The following is a 14,795-nucleotide window of genomic DNA, read 5'->3' as shown; positions in this document are numbered from 1 at the left end:
CGGCGCCAGCCAGTCACGCACCTCGGCGGTGGGCGCGAGCCCCACGAAAGCCGGCCCGTCGGTGCTGCGGGCCTCCAGCCGCAGCCGGGTCTGCCCGGTACGCGCGAACGGCGCCCCCTGGCGCAGCAGCTGGTCGAGGTCGGTGACCACCACCGCGTGGCCGGGTGTGCGGAGCGTCTCGAAGCGGGCGGCGAAGGCCCCGTCGGGGTCGGCGTGTCGGGTCACCAACCACAACCCGCCACCAACGAACAGCGCCGGAATCCCCACCGCCAACAGCAGCACACCGACGATCGCCCGCACGACACGCATTCGCACCGTCTCCCTCCGTAGCCAGATACCCGGCCGACCTTACCGACGCAGGGGCGGTGATCAGGGGATATCCACGGCACCGTCAGGTCCGACCACGTGAAAGCGCGCTGGCCCGCCGGATGGTTCCGGCGGGCCAGCGGGCGCGACAGGGTCAGGACTTGGCGACCGGCTCCCGACGGGTCCGGGTGAACGCCAGCCCGCCCAGCACCAGTCCAGCCAGTCCGGCGACGAGACCGGCCACGCCGAGGCCGACCGCGAGCCCGTTGCCCTCGTCGTCATCGTCGTCGTCCGGCGACGACACGACGGCGGCGGCGCTCGACCCGCCTGAGCTTGTCGACGCCGCGGCGGCGGTGAGGGTGAGCACCGGCGCGGGGTTCTCCGGCTCCTCCGCACCCGGCGCCGGCGGGTCGATCCAGCGCGAGATGTTGCCATCCGAGTAGGTCTGCAGGACCTTGAAGACCATCGAGTCGACCTGCGGCAGCGGCCCCATCGAAACGGGGAACTCCTGGAACTGACCGGGCTTCACCGCCGCGTCGCCGGTGGCCGTCCAAGTGATCTTGGAAACCGCCTCGGTGAGCGGGCTGCCGTGCACCTCGATCGGCGGGTCCACCTTGCGCTTCTCCGTCGCGACAGTCCAGCCGGGCACCGGCATTGTCGACACCGAGCCGACCGGGGCGTTCTCCGGCAGCGTCACCTCCAACTTGGTGGTCGAGGCGGTGTCGCTCTCGTTCGGCACCCGGAACGCCACCCGGGCGTACCCGCCCTGGGCCGCCTCCTTCGGGTTGACCGTGACGTGCGCGGACGCCGGTCCGGCGAAGCCGAGCACAGCGGTGGCGGCGGCGGTGAACGCCAGGGCGGCAGCGGCGGTTGCGGTGCGCCGGAATCGGGTCATGGGTTTCGCGAACCTCTCTAACGGATCGGCACGGTGGCGGTCACCGTGGCCTGGTCGATGTCGGTCGTTCGGGCGGTGATCTTGATTTGCCAGTCGCCGGCGGCCGGCAGGCTGATGTCGCCGTAGGCGTGGTTGTCGGTCAACCCCAGCAACGGAATCTCGATCGGCTCGATCCCGGCCGAGGGCAGCGCGGCGGTCGCCCGCCACTCCACCACCGGCAGCGGCTGGTCGTCCTTGCCGTACGCGTACAGGTGCACCGAGTTGTTGCCCCGCTGGGCCGGGCTCAACTCGACCTCCATGGAGTAGAGCGGACTGGTCAGCCGGGTCCTGAAGTCGCCCGCCTCGGCGCTGGCCGGGCCGGCCACCGCGGTGCGGGCCGGCGTCGTCTGCACGAGCGTTGCGGACAGGCCCAGCACCACCACTGTGACGGCCAACTCCACCCAGACCGCCCGGCGGATCGGGGCCGGGCGCTGCGCCGCGACCCGACGACGCACCAACTGCCGGGAGTACGCGGCCACGGCGATCACCACCGCGAACAGCCCGATCTTGGCCAGTAGCAGCCGCCCGTACGTGGTGTCGACGAGCGCCTGCGGAGTGGCCACCTCGATCAGCGCCTGGACGGTGCCGGCCAGCAGGAGGGCCGAGACGGCGAGCGCCGCCCAGCGCGACCAGATGGGCAGGATCGCGCCCAACTCCCGCTCGTCGGCCTGGCGCAGCAGGAATCCGGCGAGCATCAGCAGACCACCCAGCCAGACCGCCATGCTGCCCAGGTGGACAGCGTCGACCACCACCGAGACCGCCGGCGCCGGGGAGGCCGCCGGGTGGCCGGCCAACGGCCAGGTCAGCAGGGCAGCGCCGCCGAGCACGGCCAGGATGATCGAGTCGGTGCGGCCGGCCGGCCGGGTCAGCAGCGGCCGGAGCAGGAAGACGGACGCCGCCAGCAGGCCGAGTCGGACCAGGTGGGCGGCACCGAACGCGCTGCCGAACACACTTCCGAACCCCTCACCGGTCACGTCGAAGAGACCACCGCCGGCCGTGTAGGGCACCTGCAACCACAGGTCGGCGAGGGTGGCGACGGTCACCAGGCCGAGACCGGTCCAGGCCAGCCGGGCCGGCCCCCGCCGGGAGAGCCGTCGCGGCCACAGCGCGGCGAGCACCAGCGCCGGCCCGACGAGCAGCACCAGCCCGGCGTAGCCGAGGAAGCGAGCCACCTTCACCGCCGTACCCACCACCGGGTTGGCGCGGCTGTCGGTGCCGGAGTCGACAGGTGGCGTCGACGGCGCGCCGACCGAGTAGGTGAACGCCCCGGACACCGGGTGACTGTCGGCGGAAATCACCCGGAAGCTGACCAGGTAGGTGCCGCGCCCGCCGGCCGGGTCCACCGGAATGCGCACCGCGCCGCCGTCGAAGGACGGCTCCCCCCGATCGGCGCGGGAGCCATCCGGGGCGATGACCCGGATCTTGCCGGGCACCTTGCGGACCGACTCACTGAACCTGAGGACCACCTCGGACGGCGCGCTCGGCACGATCGAGGAGGTGGCCGGGCTGGTGCTGTCCAGCACCGCGTGGGCGCTGGCCGGGGTGGCTGGCGCGATCAACAGGGCGACGACGGTGACCAGCAGGCCGGCGGCGGCGGCCAGCCGGGTGAGCCAGCGGCGGGGGGCGACAGTCATGCCAGCCATGGTCGCCGACCGCTGTAACTCTCGGCGAGCCGAGTCGGGCAGAGGGCTCAACTCGGCTCAGCCGCCCGCGCCGCACCAGAGGGATCGCGTGTCATGACGGGGTAGTCGGCTCGGGTCGCGGAAAAGTTCCCGACGTGGCGCAGACCATCCAGGGGCCGAAGGACCCTGGCGCTGCGCCGGGTGCCGCGTAACCTGGTTTTTCGTGATCCCCGTCCCGCGTGACACCGGTGCCGCCGGTCCGGCAGCGCCGGCCGGTGACGTCGCGCGGGACCCGGCAACCGCGTGGGCGTTCCGTGCGCGCGACGGTGATCCGCAAGCGCAGGCGGCGTTCGTCCGGCTGACCCAGCTCGAGGTCTGGCGCTTCGCCGCCGCGCTGGTCGACCCGGACAGCGCCGACGACCTGACCCAGGAGACCTACCTGCGGGCGTTTCGGGCCCTGCCCGCGTTCGAGGGCCGGTCCAGCGCCCGCACCTGGCTGCTCGGCATCGCCCGACGGGCCTGCGCCGACCACCTGCGGACGGTGATCCGCCGCCGCCGGCTCGACGAGCGGCTGGCCGCGAACGCGTACACCGACCACCCGCACCCGGACCCGGCCGGCCAGTTCGGTGCGGCGGATCTGGTCCGCCGGCTCAGCGCCGAGCGACGGGCCGCGTTCGTGCTCACCCAGATGCTCGGCCTCTCGTACGCCGAGGCGGCCGCCGTCGAAGGCGTGCCGGTGGGCACCATCCGTTCCCGGGTCGCCCGGGCCCGCGACGAGCTGGTCGAGGCGGTCGGCGACGCCCTGACCGGCTGAGCGGGGAACTTCCGGCGCTGACGGGACGACAAATGAGCGTGACTGCACCTTCCCCCCGGGGCGGCCGTTGGCCGGTCGTCCGGCCCTGGCTCGGCACTGTGGCACGGCTCGGCCTCGCCGCCGTCTGGCTCGTCGCCGGCGCGTCGAAGGTCGGTGACCTCGCCGCCTCCGGGCGCGCCGTCAACGCGTACCAGGTGCTGCCCTACGACGTGGCGACGGTGGTCGGCGCGGCGCTGCCCTTCGTCGAGCTGGCGTTGGGCGTGCTGTTACTGCTCGGGCTGGCCACCCGGCTCGTCGCCGGGGTGTCGGTCGCGCTGCTTGTGGTCTTCATCGTGGGGATCGCCTCGGCGTGGACCCGTGGGCTGGCCATCGACTGTGGCTGCTTCGGCAGCGGTGGGCAACTGGGCGAGGGGCAGGCACCCAGTTACCTCCCGGAGATCCTCCGGGACCTGGGATTCTTGGTACTTGCCGGATTTCTGGTGAGCTGGCCGCATACGCCGGTATCGGTGGACGGGTGGTTGGCCGGCGAACCCGCTGTGGAGGACGAAGATGAGTAGTCGCAAGGGGCAACGGGACGCCGCCCGGGTCGTCCGCGAGCAACTCGCCCGCGAGCGGCGACGTCGGCGCACGGTCTGGGTCTCCGCCGCGGCGGTCGTCGTCCTGGTCATCGCCGGTGTCGTCGGCTGGGTCGTCTGGTCCAACCAGCGCTCCGACGACTTCACCACCCCGCCCGGCGCGAACGCGCCAGGCACCGGCATCGTCAGCGGCGACGGGCCGGTCACCGTCGACGTCTACGAGGATTTCCTCTGCCCGGTCTGCAAGCAGTTCGAGCAGACCAGTGGGTCGACACTTGAGCAGTTGGTGGCCGAGCACAAGGCGAAGGTGGTCTACCACCCGGTGGCGTTCCTCAACCGCTTCTCCACCACCGGATACTCCACCCGGTCCTCGGCCGCCTCCGGCTGCGCCGCGGCCGGCGGCAAGTTCCGCGAGTACGCCAGAGCCCTCTTCGACAGGCAGCCGCCGGAGGGCAGCGCCGGGCTCACCAACGACGAGCTGATCGACATCGGTGCCGGCGTGGGCCTGGACCGGAGCTCGTTCGGCGGCTGTGTGCAGGAGCAGACGTACAAGACGTGGACCGAACACGTCACCGAGGACGCCAGCCAGAGCAAGGTCACCGGCACGCCGACGGTAAGGGTCAACGGTCAGCCCCTGGAAAACCCCACTCCGGACGCGCTCACCGCGGCCGTGGCGGCGGCCGGCAAGTGATCCGTACCCTGCTGGCCCGCGCCGGCCTGGTCGCCGCCGCCGCCGGCCTGGTGACGCTGATCAGCGCGGCGCCCGCCGCCGCGCACGGCGCGGACGCCCCCGACGGCACCAACTACCGGACCCGGACCACCGGGGTCACCCCGCAGCGGCCCGGACTGGAGGTACGCGTCGTCGAGGCCGGTGCCCGACTGGAGTTGACGAACAACACCGGCCGAGCGGTCGAGGTCATCGGCTACTCCGGTGAGCCGTACCTGCGGGTCGCCCCGGACGGAGTCTTCGAGAACAGCCGCTCCCCCGCCACCTACCTGAACCAGACAATCGCCGGGGACACCGCGCTCCCGGCCGAGGCCGACCCGGCCGCCCCACCGACCTGGCGGCGCATCGCCGACGGCAGCACCGTGCGCTGGCACGACAGCCGGGCCCTGTGGCAGGAGTCGGCAGCACCGGCGGCGGTACGCGCCGCGCCGGACCGGGAGCACCGGGTCCGGGACTGGACGATCCCACTGCGGGACGGTGCCGACCCGGTGACGATCGGCGGGACGCTTGACTGGGTGCCGCCGCCGGACGCGTACACCTGGTGGGCTGTGACGATCGTGGGCCTGCTCGCGGTGGGCGCGCTCGGCCTGCTCGCCGCCGCCGCCCCGGCCGGTGGTCGGGCGTTGTCCGCGCTCGGCGCGTTGCTTGTCCTCGGCGGCGTACTGGCAGTGGTCTATCCGATCGGGCGGGAGCTGGACGCCGGCGCCCAGGGTGCGGGCGGGGTGCTGGTCGGGCTGCTGTCCGGGCAGATCTGGGCCCTGTTCACCGGCCTCGGCGCGATCGCCGCCGGGTGGTACGCGCTGGCCCGCCGTCCGGCAGCCGACTTCGTGGTGGCGCTTGCCGGGGCCTGCCTGGCGCTCTTCGCCGGCGCGGCGAACGCCACGGTGTTCGCCCGGTCCATCGCCCCGGTGCCCTGGTCGCCCGAGGTCGCCCGCGTCATGGTGGCGTCGGTGCTGATCGTCGGTGCCGGAGCGACGGCCGCCGGCACCCTCCGCCTACACGCCGCGTCCCACCCCGCCACACCCCACCCCGCCACACCCCACCCCGCCAAGGGGTAGCACCCCCATCCCCGTCGATCATGGACTTGTGGTGCCCGTATGGCACCCTCGTGGACCCTTTGTCGCCACCACAACTCCTTGATCGACGAGGCGGGAGTGGGGTGGGGCGGGGGTGGGGTGGGGTGGGGTGGGTGGGGTGGGTGGGTGGGGTGGGGCTACGGCCGGGGGGTGAAGCCGTAGGGCAGTTCGAGGCGGTGGCGGGCCAGCAGGTCCGAGTCACGCAGCAGGTCGAGGGTGGGGGCGTCGGCGACGATCCGACCGCCGTCGAGGATCACCGACCGTTCGCACAGCTCCGCCGCGTACGGCAGGTCGTGCGTGACCATCAGCAGCGTCACCGGCAGGTCGCGCAGGATCTCGGCCAGCTCACGGCGGGCCGCCGGGTCGAGGTTCGACGACGGCTCGTCGAGCACCAGGATCTCCGGGTGCATGGCGAGCACTGTGGCCACCGCCACCCGGCGGCGCTGCCCGAACGACAGGTGCTGTGGTGACCGGTCCCGGTGCTCGCCCATTCCCACAGCGGCGAGCGCCTCGTCCACCCGGGCGGCCAGCTCCGCTCCGCGCAGGCCCAGGTTCGCCGGCCCGAACGCCACGTCCTCCGCGACAGTGGGCAGGAACAACTGGTCGTCCGGGTCCTGGAAGACGATGCCCACCCGGCGGCGCACCTCGCCCAGGGTGGCCCGGTCCGGCGTGACGGTCAGCCCGCCGACGCTCACGCTGCCCTCGGTCGGGGTGAGGATGCCGTTGAGGTGCAGCACCAGGGTGGTCTTGCCGGCGCCGTTGGGCCCGAGCAGCGCCACCCGGTCGCCGCGCGGCACGGTCAGGTCCACCCCGTGCAGGGCGACGTGCCCGTCCGGGTACGCGTACCGGACGCCACGCACGTCCAGCGAGAGGGCGGTCTGCACGACACCGATCATGACAGCACGACGGCGGTGGCGGCGATGGAGGCGGCCAGCACGGGCACTGTCGCCGCCATCAACCACTGACCGGGGCTCGCCGCGCCCTCGCCCTGCCACACCACAGGCATCCGCCCGTTGTAGCCCCGGGACAGCATCGCCAGGTAGACCCGCTCACCCCGCTCGAAGGCGCGCAGGAACAGCGCGCCGATCCCGGCGGCGAAGCCGCGCAACTGCCACAGGAAGCGTGGGTCGTCACCCCGGGAGATCCGGGCCACCCGCATCCGCCTCGCCTCGCCGACGAGCACGTCGAGGTAGCGCAGCATGAACGTGGCAATCTGGGTGAGCACCTGCGGGCAGTGCAGCCGGTCCAATCCCACGATCAGGTCCCGGGTGCTGGTGGTCGCGGCGAGCAGCAGTGAGGCGAGCACGCCCAGGGTGCCCTTGGCCAGGATGTTCCACGCGCCGTGCAGCCCGTCCTCGGACAACCGCAGGCCCAGCACGTCGACCCGGTCGCCGCTGCCGAGGAACGGCAGCGCCACGGCGAACAGCACGAACGGCAGCTCGATGAGCGCCCGGCTGAGCAGCCACCGCGGCCCGACCCGGGCCAGCGCCGCCACGGCGGCCACCAGCATGGCGTACGCGCCGAAGGCCCAGAACGCCGTGCGGGGGGTGGCGACCACGGCGATGGTGAAGACCACCATCGCCACGATCTTGACCTCGGGCGGGAGCCGGTGCACCGGCGAGTCCGACTCGCGGTACAGCACATGCCCGTGACCGGCACCCATCCGCGTACCCCTGCTCAGCTCGCCGCGTCGGCGCGGCTACGGACGTCGCCGGACGTCGCGGAGTCGCCCTCGACGGACGTCGTCGTGGTGCCGTCGGTCGGCGTGGTGCCGCGGCGGCGCAGCAGCCAGAAGCCGCCGGCGCCGATCGCGAAGGTGACGAGCACCCCGAGCACCCCGGACAGGCCGGTGGAGACGAAGCTGTTCTCCACGCCGCGCACGCCGTAGTCGGCGAGCGGGCTGTCCCCCAGCTCGTGGTCCTTGGCCTGCTGCGCCGGGCAGCTGCCGCCGACGATGTTGTCGTCGGCGTCGACAGTGCAGCCCTTGAGCAGTGACGAGTCCAGCCCGTCCGGGTGCGACGAGGCGTAGTTGCTCACCACCCCGGCGAGCAGGAGGGCGACCAGCAGGCCACCGGCCAGGAAGGCCCAGGAGCGGTTCTTCATCGGACACCTCCGGAGACCGCGACGGCGGGGGCGGTGGGGGTACGCAGCGAGCGCAGCGCGTACACCAGGTCGGGTCGCACCTTCGCGACGGTGAGCACTGTGGTCGCGGTGATCAGCCCCTCGCCGATGCCGATCAGCAGGTGCACGCCGGCCATCGTGGCGGACAGGCCGGCCAGGTTGCTACCCAGGTCGGTGGTGCCACCCAGCCAGTACTGCAGGACGAAGCCCTGCGACGCGACCACCACGCTCAGCGTCGCGGCGACGAACGCGGTCACGGCCAGGCCGGCCCGGGTACGGGGCAGCACCCGCAGCAGCAGCGCGATGAGTGCGTACGCCGCGGCGGTGCCGAGCAGCGCCATGTTCGTGATGTTGAGGCCGAGCATCGCCACGCCACCGTCACCGAAGATCAGTGCCTGCACGACAAGCACCACCGACACGCAGAGCGCGCCGACCCAGGGGCCGACGAGCAGGGCGGCGAGCGCGCCACCGAGCAGGTGACCACTCACGCCGGCCGTGAAGATCGGGAAGTTGAGCATCTGGACGGCGAAGATGAACGCGGCCACCAGCCCGGCCATCGGGGCCAGCCGGTCGTCCAGGTCGCGCCGGCCGCGCAGGACGCAGACGGTGAGCGCGGCCAGGGCGAGCGCAGCGAAGAGCGCTGCCACGGGACCGTCGATGATCCCGTTGGAGATGTGCATCGCACGTGTTTCCACGCGACCTCCCACACGTCAGTTGGGCCCGACCGGGCCAGCACGCGTCAGCCTATTTCCACAGACTCGTTGTTGCCATAGCTTGGCAACAACGCGAGGTGTTGATCACCTTCCTTCGCCTGATGGTCGACTCGCCTTCCCTGATGTCGGGGTGTCCGCGTACCCGGGATGCCCCGGTTTCAAGGACGACGAGTCGATCACCGGCCGGCGACGGCGCCCACCTGGCCGGCGGTATCGTCGGGCCATGACCACGCCCGACCGCCTCTCCCCCGGCGACCCCGCGCCCGAGTTCACCCTCGCCACCGACACCGGCGACCAGCTCTCCCTCGCCGAACTGCGCGGCCGCAAGGTGGTCCTGTACGCCTACCCGGCCGCGATGACCGCCGGCTGCACCAAGCAGGCCTGCGACTTCCGCGACTCGCTCGCCTCGCTCCGGGCCGCCGGCTACGAGGTCGTCGGCATCTCCCCGGACAAGCCGGAGAAGCTGGCGAAGTTCCGGGAGCGCGACGCGATCACCTTCCCGCTGGTGTCCGACCCGGACCGGGCGGTGTTGACCGCCTACGGCGCGTACGGCGAGAAGCAGCTGTACGGCAAGACAGTGACCGGCGTGATCCGCTCGACGTTCGTGATCGACGCCGACGGCAAGGTCGAGCGAGCGCTCTACAACGTCAGGGCCACCGGGCACGTCGCCAAGCTCCGCCGCGACCTCGGTCTGGACTGAGCCGACCAGCCACCGCACGGTCTCGATCGTTCGCAGGGAGGCCGGGCTCGACACCGTCGAAGCCGGACGCTCTAGACTCAGCGAGTTGGCGGGAGTGGCGTAACGGCAGCCGCGATAGGTTTAGGTCCTATTGTCCGAAAGGGCGTAGGGGTTCGAATCCCCTCTCCCGCACAGGTCAACGCACCGCGTGTCAGCGGTTGTCGGGCACGTCACTGTCCAGGGTCACGGGCCTGGTCGGCGGTTCAGGATGGCGGGTGTGAACCTGCGCCTCACCCTCGACCCCGATCTGACCCCGCGGCTACGCGCCGAGATCGTCGCGCTCTGGACTGACGTCAGCAACGCCGGCGGCGCTGTCGGCTTCGTACCTCCGGTGACCGCGGCCGACGTGCGCGTGCTCGCCGACCCGACCTTCGCCGGCATCACCGACGGACCGGACCGCCTGCTCGTCGGACACTCCGGCGACCGGCTGGTGGCGCTGCTGATCTTCACCGACAACCGCTTCGTGCTCAAGGCGCACTGGTGCGTGTTGAAGCGGGTGATGGTCCACCCGGACACCCAGGGCAGCGGCTACGGCGCGGCGCTGATGACCGAGGCCGCCCGGTTGGGCCGGCGACTCGGCTACGAGGCGCTGCACGTGACGCTCCGCGACGGGTTGGGGTTGGACGGGTTCTACCGTCGCCTCGGCTACCGGGAGGTCGGCCGGCTGCCGGGCGCGTTGCGGGTCGCGCCCGATGACGACCGGGACGAGATCCTGATGTGGCTGGACCTCCCGCCTGTCGACTGAGCGGTCAGCCCGTGCACCAGCGGGCGTTCGACACGGCCGGCTGGGTGCTCGGCGTGCCGGTGGCCGGCGCGCTCGCCTTCGCCACCTCGACCGGACGGCGGGTCGGCTGCGGCGTCGCGGCGGCGGATCGGTTGCCGGGCGGGCGGGCCGACGCCGACGGGCGGGGGGTGGTGGCGGCGGCGCGCCCGTACATCCGGACCGCGCTGTTCTGCACCTGGCCGGGCGCCATCCGGATGCCGCTGACGGTGGCCCGGTTGCCGTACACGTCGGTGACCTGGATGGTGAACGGGCCGGCTCCGGCACCCGAGACGATCAGCCAGTAGTTGTAGTCCTGCCGGGCGGCCGCGCGCCACGGACCGCTGTCACCCTGCCGGACCTCGACCGACCGCAGCGGGTTGCCGTGGTTGCCGACCCGGACGGCGAACCAGAACTGCGACGCCCCCTCCTTGATCCGGAAGGTGAGCGGACCGGGCAGCGGTGGGTTGACCACCGCACGGTAGGTGACCGGGACGAGGCCCTGGACCGGTTCGGCAATCCGGGCGAACGCCTCGCGGGACAGATCGAGATGCCCCGGGGCGCACTCCGGGCACTGGTCCATGATCAGCACCCGGACGGTGCCCTTCGGTCCGGTCACGTCGAGGAAGCCACCGCAGGCGGCACCGGCGGCGTATTCGGCAGGGCCGAGCGCGACGTAGAGCCGGTTGGCCGGGGCGGCGGGGTTCGAGCAGTTGCCGCCGGCGCCGTTCGAGTCGTAGAAGGTGGCCTTGCCGCTGTGCGTGGCGGTGCCGGTGGGCGGCGCGGCGGCGAGGGTCCGCCCGGCGGCACAGGCCGGGGCGGAGCCGGACCGCATGGTCAGGGTGAGCCCCATTGCCGCCGCGACGACGGTGACGCCGGCGGCGACGAGCCACGGCGTCGAGCGGGACGACGACGCGGGCCGCTGCTGGGGAGCATGGTCCAGGTCGATGTCGACAACGCTTACGTCCGTCACGACGGCGATGCTGCCGGAACGGGGCGTGCATGGACAAGTCGGCTAAGCCAAAGCTAAGACAGCATTGACCGACGGTGATCGGCGCGTGCCACGTGCCGGCGGTCGACCCTGGTCAGGCGTCACCGCGCAGCGGTCGCACCGGCCGAATGGCCTGCGGGGTGACAGCTCCGCGCCGCCGAGTGACGTCCACCGCTGCTTCATGACAGGTTCACCGCAACGATCGTCGGAGAAGTTTCGGTCGGGACGTGGAACCCGATGACCCGGATGGGGGTACATCCCCGTAACCGGGAATCAGTAGCATCGCGGCATGCAGTATCGCCAAGAGTACGCGGAGCCCGAGACCCAGTTCATCGCGGCGCAGCAACCACCGGAGCCGACCAAGCAGGCGCGGCGGCGGCGTCCCCGATGGCAAAAGGTCGCTTTGATCACTTTCGTGGTCCTGGCATTGCTCGGCGGTGGCGGGATGATCGCCGGAGGTTTGTACTTCCGTTCGATCAACTCCGGCATCGAGCGCGTCGACGCCTTCGACGGCGTGCCGGAGGCCGACCGCCCGCAGGTGGGTGAGAACGCCAAGGGCGCCATGAACATCATGATCCTCGGCAGCGACTCCCGCGACCCGAACAGCGAGTCCGGCTCCCGCACCGACACGATCATCGTGGCCCACCTGCCGAAGGACCGGTCCAGCGCCCAGCTCATCTCGATCCCCCGGGACACCTGGGTAAGCGTGCCGAAGTCCTCGAGCGGCCGGGGTGGCCGGGACGCGAAGATCAATGCGTCGTTCGCGTGGGGTGGCGTGCCGTTGCTCGTGCAGACGGTGGAGAAGTTCACCGGCGTGCGGATCGACCACGTGACGATCGTCGACTTCAGCGGATTCAAGGACATCGTGGACGCGCTCGGCGGCATCAACGTGGACGTGGAGAAGGGCTTCACCACGCTGTACGCGCTCAACGGCAGCCGGACGTTCAACGCCGGCCGGCAGAAGATGGACGGGGCGGCCGCGCTGGACTACGCCCGCGAACGGCACGCCTTCGCCGACGGCGACTTCGCCCGGATCAAGCACCAGCAGCAGGTCATCAAGGCGATCCTGGACAAGGCGGCCTCTGGCGGCACTCTCGCCAACCCGGCCAAGCTCAACTCCTTCATCAAGGCAACTGCGGATTCGGTCGCCGTGGACAAGAAGTTGAACCTGGTAGACCTCGGATCCGAGATGCGCGACCTGCGCAGCGGCAACCTGACGTTCCTCACCTGCCCGGTGAAGGGCACCGGAATGATGGGCACCGAGAGCGTGGTGCTTGCGGACAAGGAGAAGGCCGCTAAGGTCTTCGATGCGGTCCGTAACGATGACGTTCCGGGAATCCTCTCCGCCGCAAAGTAGGAGAAGGAACTGACTTGCCGGCTATGGTGGCACGACCCGGTCGATCGTAGAGTTCGGTCGCCCTTCTGGTCGGGATGCATGACCGAGGGTTTTCACGGGGAGGTCCACTAGTGTCAGGCCATCCGGCGACCAGCCATTCGTCCATGCCGCCAGTCGACGGGGACGACCTTGACATGCCGGGCGATGGGGCCCGCCGCTACGGCGGCGCCCCACCCGTGCCCCAGACCAGGGAGCCTGGGGTTCGGGCGCCGGCAAAGGTCGAGGTGCCCGGTCTCGGCACGACCGCCGTCCTGCCGTACGCCAGGTCCCGCACCTCGTCGCGCACCCGGTGGCTGCGGGCCTGGATGATGAACGCGCCGGTCGACGCCGTCGCGCTGCTCGCTCCGCTGCTGCTGAGCCAGAACTACTGGCGCGGGACGATGGCCTACGCCGCCCTGACCTTGACCCTGTTCGCCGCCGGTGGCCTCTACCGGCCACGCCGTCACGTGAGCATCCTCGACGAGCTGCCGAGCCTCTGCGGGCGACTGCTCGCCGCCGCCTCGGTGGTGGCCATCATCGCGGCCGAGCGTCACGCCTCGGTGGCGTACGTCGGCGGGTTCATGCGCGATGTCGCTCTGTCGGCGTTGCTGGTGATCCTCGGACGTGCGGCCAGCAGGTCGTTCACCGTGTTGTCCCGCAAGCGTCGCTGGGCCGAGCACAACGCGCTAGTGGTCGGCGGCGGGCCGATCGGCCTCGAGATCGCCCGGTTGCTGCGTCGCTACCCTCAGTACGGTCTGCGGTTCGTCGGCTGCGTCGACGCTTCGTCCCGTCAGGACAACGCCGCGCTTGCGCTGAGCGGCACGATGACGGACCTCGAACACCTCGTCCGGCTGACGGAGTGCGAAGTCCTGATCATCGCCGACCCGGACTGCGACGAGTCGACGCTCATGGAAACCCTGCTGCAGCCCCGCAGCTCACGCTGCGATCTCTGGGCGGTGCCGCGCCTGTGGGGCTCACGCTCGCACGGCGGTTACCCCGACCACATCGGCGCGTTCCCGATCGTCAAGATCGGTGACATCACGCTCAGCGGCCCACGGTGGGCCATCAAGCGGGCTTCCGACATTCTGTTCGCCGGGGTCGCGCTCCTGCTGTTGAGCCCGGTGCTGCTGCTCTGCGCCCTCGCCACGTTCATCGACGGTGGCCGCGGGATCTTCTTCTACCAGGAGCGGATCGGCCGGTACGGCAAGCCATTCAAGGTCATCAAGTTCCGGTCGATGCGGCCCGTGAACGAGCAGGAGTCGCAGACCAACTGGTCCATCGCGCACGACAACCGGGTCGGGCCGATCGGCCGGTTCATGCGCCGGACCTCGCTTGACGAGCTGCCCCAGCTGTGGAACATCCTGCGCGGTGACATGAGCGTGGTCGGGCCGCGGCCGGAGCGGCCGTACTTCGTGGAGAAGTTCTCGGCCGAATACCCGAACTACGCGGCCCGCCACCGCGTCCCCGTCGGGCTCACCGGGCTTGCCCAGGTCAGCGGCCTGCGGGGCGACACGCCCATCTCCGACCGGGCCCGGTTCGACAACTACTACATCGAGAACTGGTCGCTGTGGTTGGACGTCAAGGTGGTGCTCCGCACCGTCTCGGAGGTCTTCCGCGCCGGCGGTCGCTGACCAGACGCAGAACCGCCGCGGGTGGTGGTGCCGACGATTCGAACTCCGTCGGCGCCACCACCCGCGGCGTTTGTCAGCTCATGCGGTGGGTGTGGTCTTGAGGGGTTCCCACCAGGTGCGGTTGTCGCGGTACCAGGTGACGGTGTCGGCGAGGCCCGCATCGAGGGTGATGCTGGGGGTGTAGCCGAGTTCCTGGTGGATTTTGGTGATGTCGAGGGAGTAGCGGCGGTCGTGGCCCTTGCGGTCGGTGACGGGCACGACGCGGTCCCAGCCGGCGTCGCAGGCGTCGAGGAGGCGGCCGGTGAGGTCCTTGTTCGTCAGTTCGGTGCCGCCGCCGATGTTGTAGACCTCGCCGGGTCGGCCTTTGTGTTGGACCAGGGCGATGCCGCGGCAGTGGTCGTGTACGTGGAG

16 protein-coding genes and 1 tRNA gene are annotated in these 14,795 nt (G+C 71.3%); 9 read left to right on the top strand and 8 right to left on the bottom strand.

What is annotated here, in order from left to right; genetic code table 11:
* Positions 1-460 precede the first annotated feature (460 nt).
* Both AB0B86_RS14775 and AB0B86_RS14770 read right to left on the bottom strand, forming a co-directional pair.
* On the bottom strand, positions 461-1,201 hold the full coding sequence (locus AB0B86_RS14775) for a YcnI family protein (protein ID WP_357407670.1): 741 nt from the start codon (positions 1,199-1,201) through the stop codon (positions 461-463).
* Between the two features lie 17 nt (positions 1,202-1,218).
* Positions 1,219-2,883: a copper resistance protein CopC gene (locus AB0B86_RS14770; RefSeq protein WP_357407668.1), complete on the bottom strand. Its 1,665-nt coding sequence runs from the start codon at positions 2,881-2,883 to the stop codon at positions 1,219-1,221.
* Positions 2,884-3,085: 202 nt separating this feature from the next.
* Between AB0B86_RS14770 and AB0B86_RS14765 the strand changes: the two genes are divergently transcribed.
* From AB0B86_RS14765 to AB0B86_RS14750, 4 genes are read left to right on the top strand one after another with little or no spacing between them, the layout of a single operon-like run.
* Positions 3,086-3,676, top strand: a complete 591-nt coding sequence (locus tag AB0B86_RS14765; RefSeq protein ID WP_357407666.1) for a sigma-70 family RNA polymerase sigma factor — start codon at positions 3,086-3,088, stop codon at positions 3,674-3,676.
* A gap of 32 nt (positions 3,677-3,708) precedes the next feature.
* Positions 3,709-4,233 carry a MauE/DoxX family redox-associated membrane protein gene (locus AB0B86_RS14760; protein ID WP_357407664.1) on the top strand — a complete coding sequence of 175 codons (525 nt, stop codon included), beginning with the start codon at positions 3,709-3,711 and terminating at the stop codon, positions 4,231-4,233.
* Positions 4,226-4,942 (top strand): thioredoxin domain-containing protein, encoded by a 717-nt coding sequence (locus tag AB0B86_RS14755; protein ID WP_357418151.1) that lies wholly within the window; start codon positions 4,226-4,228, stop codon positions 4,940-4,942. The genes AB0B86_RS14760 and AB0B86_RS14755 overlap by 8 nt, the downstream gene beginning before the upstream one ends.
* Positions 4,939-6,036, top strand: a complete 1,098-nt coding sequence (locus AB0B86_RS14750) for a hypothetical protein (protein ID WP_357418149.1) — start codon at positions 4,939-4,941, stop codon at positions 6,034-6,036. The genes AB0B86_RS14755 and AB0B86_RS14750 overlap by 4 nt, the downstream gene beginning before the upstream one ends.
* 155 nt (positions 6,037-6,191) lie before the next feature.
* Here the strand turns inward: AB0B86_RS14750 and AB0B86_RS14745 are convergent, their stop codons facing one another.
* Genes AB0B86_RS14745 through AB0B86_RS14730 form a run of 4 tightly spaced genes read right to left on the bottom strand, consistent with a single transcriptional unit; the run spans position 6,192 to position 8,870 of the window.
* Positions 6,192-6,950, bottom strand: coding sequence for an ABC transporter ATP-binding protein (locus AB0B86_RS14745; RefSeq protein ID WP_357413764.1), 759 nt, complete (start codon positions 6,948-6,950; stop codon positions 6,192-6,194).
* A complete protein-coding gene (gene cbiQ, locus AB0B86_RS14740; protein WP_357413762.1) occupies positions 6,947-7,717 on the bottom strand; it encodes a cobalt ECF transporter T component CbiQ in 771 nt (256 codons plus the stop codon). Before cbiQ ends, AB0B86_RS14745 begins: the two co-directional genes overlap by 4 nt.
* A 14-nt stretch (positions 7,718-7,731) precedes the next feature.
* Positions 7,732-8,157: a PDGLE domain-containing protein gene (locus AB0B86_RS14735; RefSeq protein ID WP_357413760.1), complete on the bottom strand. Its 426-nt coding sequence runs from the start codon at positions 8,155-8,157 to the stop codon at positions 7,732-7,734.
* The gene (locus AB0B86_RS14730; protein WP_357413758.1) at positions 8,154-8,870 is read right to left on the bottom strand and encodes an energy-coupling factor ABC transporter permease; all 717 of its coding nucleotides are present in this window, start codon (positions 8,868-8,870) and stop codon (positions 8,154-8,156) included. The genes AB0B86_RS14735 and AB0B86_RS14730 overlap by 4 nt, the downstream gene beginning before the upstream one ends.
* A 241-nt stretch (positions 8,871-9,111) precedes the next feature.
* Between AB0B86_RS14730 and bcp the strand changes: the two genes are divergently transcribed.
* The 3 genes from bcp to AB0B86_RS14715 all read left to right on the top strand — a co-directional run bounded on the left by bcp (position 9,112) and on the right by AB0B86_RS14715 (position 10,372).
* On the top strand, positions 9,112-9,588 hold the full coding sequence (gene bcp / locus AB0B86_RS14725) for a thioredoxin-dependent thiol peroxidase (protein ID WP_357413756.1): 477 nt from the start codon (positions 9,112-9,114) through the stop codon (positions 9,586-9,588).
* 88 nt (positions 9,589-9,676) lie between these two features.
* Positions 9,677-9,759 (top strand) — tRNA-Leu (locus AB0B86_RS14720).
* Between the two features lie 85 nt (positions 9,760-9,844).
* Positions 9,845-10,372, top strand: a complete 528-nt coding sequence (locus AB0B86_RS14715) for a GNAT family N-acetyltransferase (RefSeq protein WP_357413754.1) — start codon at positions 9,845-9,847, stop codon at positions 10,370-10,372.
* Positions 10,373-10,376: 4 nt separating this feature from the next.
* Here the strand turns inward: AB0B86_RS14715 and AB0B86_RS14710 are convergent, their stop codons facing one another.
* Positions 10,377-11,360: an expansin EXLX1 family cellulose-binding protein gene (locus tag AB0B86_RS14710; RefSeq protein WP_357413752.1), complete on the bottom strand. Its 984-nt coding sequence runs from the start codon at positions 11,358-11,360 to the stop codon at positions 10,377-10,379.
* Between the two features lie 307 nt (positions 11,361-11,667).
* Here AB0B86_RS14710 and AB0B86_RS14705 point away from each other — a divergent pair, with 307 nt between their 5' ends.
* Together AB0B86_RS14705 and AB0B86_RS14700 are read left to right on the top strand one after the other, a co-directional pair.
* Positions 11,668-12,735: an LCP family protein gene (locus tag AB0B86_RS14705; protein ID WP_357413750.1), complete on the top strand. Its 1,068-nt coding sequence runs from the start codon at positions 11,668-11,670 to the stop codon at positions 12,733-12,735.
* A gap of 173 nt (positions 12,736-12,908) precedes the next feature.
* Positions 12,909-14,384: a sugar transferase gene (locus AB0B86_RS14700; RefSeq protein ID WP_357413748.1), complete on the top strand. Its 1,476-nt coding sequence runs from the start codon at positions 12,909-12,911 to the stop codon at positions 14,382-14,384.
* A gap of 78 nt (positions 14,385-14,462) precedes the next feature.
* On the opposite strand, the gene AB0B86_RS14695 is transcribed toward AB0B86_RS14700, so the two are convergent.
* Positions 14,463-14,795: GDP-mannose 4,6-dehydratase (locus AB0B86_RS14695; protein WP_357406423.1), on the bottom strand; the 333-nt coding region annotated here is incomplete at its 5' end.

The organism is Micromonospora sp. NPDC049047 (genome assembly GCF_040649135.1).
Taxonomy (GTDB): domain Bacteria; phylum Actinomycetota; class Actinomycetes; order Mycobacteriales; family Micromonosporaceae; genus Micromonospora.
Note: the sequence above shows the minus strand (reverse complement) of the source record. Positions and strands in the feature narration are given on the sequence as shown.